We start from the raw sequence: 3,258 nt of genomic DNA on the forward strand, positions 1-3,258 counted from the left end.
GCCGCCCCATGCAACGACGCCACATCGCCATGATCGCGGGGCTACTGGTCGCGATCGCCGGAGCCGGCACCACGCTGTGGTGGATGTACCGCGGCAAGGTGGTGCCGCCCCCGCCGGTGGCGCAGGCGCCGGCCCCGGCACCCGTCGAGCCCGCGCCGGCCCCAGCGGCCGCGCCGCCGGCCGACGCCGGCCCGAAGCACCCGATCGAGCCGCTCGCCGCGGCCTCGGAGCCGCAACCGCTGCCGGGGCTGGACGACGCGGAAGCCGTGGTCCGCGAGGCCCTGGCCAGCCTGGCCGGACGCACGGCGGTGATGACCTTCCTGCAGGCCGACGGCTTCGTGCGTCGCGTGGTGGTCACCGTCGACAACCTGGCGCGGCCGATGGCCGCCTCGCGCCTGTGGCCGGTGCAGCCCACGCCGGGCAAGCTGCAACGCATCATCGCCGGCGACGCCGAGCTGATCTCGGCCGACAACGCGGCGCGCTACGAGCCCTTCGTGGCCTTCGTCGCCTCGGTCGAACCGTCTCGCGCGGCGGCGGTCTACCGCCGCTTCTATCCGCTGTTCCAGCAGGCCTACGCGGAGCTGGGCTACCCCAAGGGCCACTTCAACGACCGGCTGGTCGAGGTGATCGACCACCTGCTGGCCGCGCCCGAGCCCGCGCTGCCGCCGGCGGTGAAGCTGGTGGAGGTGAAGGGCGAGGTGCCCTCGACGCGCCCCTGGGTGCGCTACGAGTTCACCGACGAGAAGCTCGAGTCGATGTCGGCCGGGCAGAAGATCATGGTACGCATCGGCGTGAACCACGAGCGCCGGCTCAAGGGCTGGCTGACCGGCTTCCGCCAGGCGATCGTGTCGCCGCGCTGAGGCACCGCCTCAGCGGTAGAAGGCCTCGACACGCCCCTTGAGCTTGAGCATCACCGGGTTGCCCTTGCGGTCGACGGTGCGGCCATGCGGCACCTTCACCCAGCCTTCGCTGATGCAGTACTCCTCGACGTCGTTGCGCTCGACGCCGTTGAAGCGGATGCCGACCTCGCGCTCGAACACCGCGGCCACGTAGTGCGGGCTGCGCGGGTCGATCGACAGGCGGTCGGGCAAGGACGCCGGGCTGGGCGAGGGGGTGGCGGCGGTGTCGGTCATGGCGCCGATTCTCGCCTGCTCAGACGCCGGCCAGCGCCGCCAGCGTGGCGGTGTCCACCGCACCGGCGTGCATGCCGTGCTGGCCGCTGCCGGCATTGCGATACACGATCAGCGGCACGCTCTCGGCCTGCAGCTGGCGGAACAGCTCGGTGTTGTCCTTGACCTTCTGCACCACGTCGTCGGGCAGGCTGGCCGGCACGCTGATGCCGCCGCCGCGCTGCAGCACGCTGGCCTCGTGCTCGTTCATCGCCTTGACCGGATCCGGCGCCGAGAGGATGGCCGCGCCCTGCGGGCCCGACTGCGGGCGCAGCAGGCCGATCGGCATCCACACCATCTTCAGCTTGCCCAGCAGCGGCTGCGACGACTTCCACAGTTCGGCGCAGTGCGGGCAGGTGGAATCGAAGAAGACGTAGACGGTGTTGGCCGCCATCATTGCGCCGACCGTGAAGCCGGTGCCGCGCGAGGCGATGCCGTAGGCCTCGACGCCGTTGGGCTTGCGCCCCGACGGCGCGGCGGCCGAGGCGCCGGCGGCTTCCTCCTTCTTCGAGCAGGCGGCCAGGGGGGCGAGCGCGAAGGCGCCGAGGGCGAGGGTGAGGGTGCGGCGAGTCGTCATGGTCGATGGTTCAGGGGTTGGCGCGCAGCCAGGCCGCGGCCTGGCCGCGCGATTGCAGCGCGAGCTTGTCGAGGATGTTGGCGACGTGGCGCTTCACGGTGTGCGGGCTGATGTCCAGCGCGCGGGCGATCAGCTTGTTGCTGTCGCCTGCGGCAATGCGTTCGAGCACCTCGCGTTCGCGGCTGCTCAGGACACCCGCCGATTCTGCCGCGCCCGGCGTGGCCGACTCCGGCGCCGGGGCAAGCACGGCGGCGGGTGCCGGTGCGAGCCCGCGCAGCGCGGCCGACTGCGCGGCCAGCGCCGCCAGGCTCGCCTGCACCGCCGGTTCGAGCGCCGCGCCCCAGGGATGCGCAGCGAGTGCGCCCAGCACCGCCGGGCCGGCCATCAGCGCATGGCCCTGTGCGCGCCACTCGGTGACGCGCTCGAGCGCGCGCGCCAGCGGCGCAGCGGCCTCGCTGGCGCGGCCTGCCATGAGCAGCGCGTGGCTGGCGCGCAGGTGCAGCTCGATGCCCTGCCCCATCAGGCCCACCGACGGCACGTGCGGCAGCAGCGCCATGAAGGCCTCGGCAGCCTGCGCCCAGCGGCCTTCGGCCGCTAGCAGGCGCGCGGCCAGCGGATCGGGCTCGCCCGCCGCCGGCGCGGGGTGGCGCGCCAGCCATGGGCGCAGATCGGCGGCGCCGGCACCGAGCACGTCGAGCGCACGCACCGCCAGCCGCGCCACATGGGCCCGCCAGAAGCGCAGCCGGTCGGGCGCGGCGGTGGCATCCTCGTGGTGGAATAGCCGCTCGAGGCGGCGCTGCACGCCGGGCGCATTCCCGTGCAGCGCGTCGACGAACATCCGCACGCTGTCCAGCGACACCTCGATCTCCGGCGCGCGCGCCAGCCAGCGGGCATCGGCCTGCGCCTCCTCGGCGCGGCTCGCGGCCTCGTCGACGCGGCCGGCCCACAGCAGCGTGGCAGCCTGCAGCGCCTGCAGCGCGGCGCGCATCGGCAGCTCGCGCTCGCCGCAGCGGCGCAGCGCTTCCTCGCTGAAGCGCTCGACCAGCGCACCCACGCCGGGAATCGATGCCCAGGCGGTCGGCGGCGACACCATCCACCAGGCCAGCAGCGAGGGCTGCGCCTCGAGCCACTGCATCACCTGCTCGAACAAGCTGCGCAGGGCGGCGAACTCGCCGCGCTCGAAGTGCAGCGAGCATTGCGCGTCCATCACCAGCGTCCCGGCCAGCGGCGGCAGGGTCAGGCTGCGCAGTTCGGCCAGCAGCGCCGCGCTGCGCTCGCCCTGGCCGATGGCGTTCCAGGCGGCCAGCAGCATGGCCTGCGAGAGCTGCCGCTCGGCGTCGTCGCCACGCAGGTCCGCGGCCGCCACCGAGGCTTCGAGCAGCGCCGCCATGCGGTTCCAGTGCCAGCGCATGCACTCGGCCACGGCGTCGATGCGCAGCAGCCGCGGCGACTGCTCGCGCCACGCGGCCGGGAACTGCGCGATCACGCGGCCGAGCTCCACGGCCAGGCCCT

4 protein-coding genes are annotated in these 3,258 nt (G+C 73.9%); 1 reads left to right on the forward strand and 3 read right to left on the reverse strand.

Translation table 11 applies throughout. The features are described from left to right. The coding region (locus AB7U92_RS24500) for a DUF3014 domain-containing protein (protein ID WP_428583044.1) at nucleotides 1-860 on the forward strand (860 nt) is incomplete at its 5' end. Nucleotides 861-869: 9 nt separating this feature from the next. Here the strand turns inward: AB7U92_RS24500 and AB7U92_RS24505 are convergent. From AB7U92_RS24505 to AB7U92_RS24515, 3 genes are all read right to left on the reverse strand, one after another. Further along, nucleotides 870-1,133, reverse strand: coding sequence for a DUF3297 family protein (locus AB7U92_RS24505; protein ID WP_428583046.1), 264 nt, complete (start codon nucleotides 1,131-1,133; stop codon nucleotides 870-872). A gap of 19 nt (nucleotides 1,134-1,152) precedes the next feature. Beyond that, on the reverse strand, nucleotides 1,153-1,746 hold the full coding sequence (locus AB7U92_RS24510) for a thioredoxin fold domain-containing protein (protein ID WP_428583048.1): 594 nt from the start codon (nucleotides 1,744-1,746) through the stop codon (nucleotides 1,153-1,155). 10 nt (nucleotides 1,747-1,756) lie between these two features. Next, the coding region (locus tag AB7U92_RS24515; RefSeq protein WP_428583050.1) for a LuxR C-terminal-related transcriptional regulator at nucleotides 1,757-3,258 on the reverse strand (1,502 nt) is incomplete at its 5' end.

The sequence above is a fragment of the Piscinibacter sp. genome (genome assembly GCF_050175855.1).
Taxonomy (GTDB): domain Bacteria; phylum Pseudomonadota; class Gammaproteobacteria; order Burkholderiales; family Burkholderiaceae_C; genus Piscinibacter.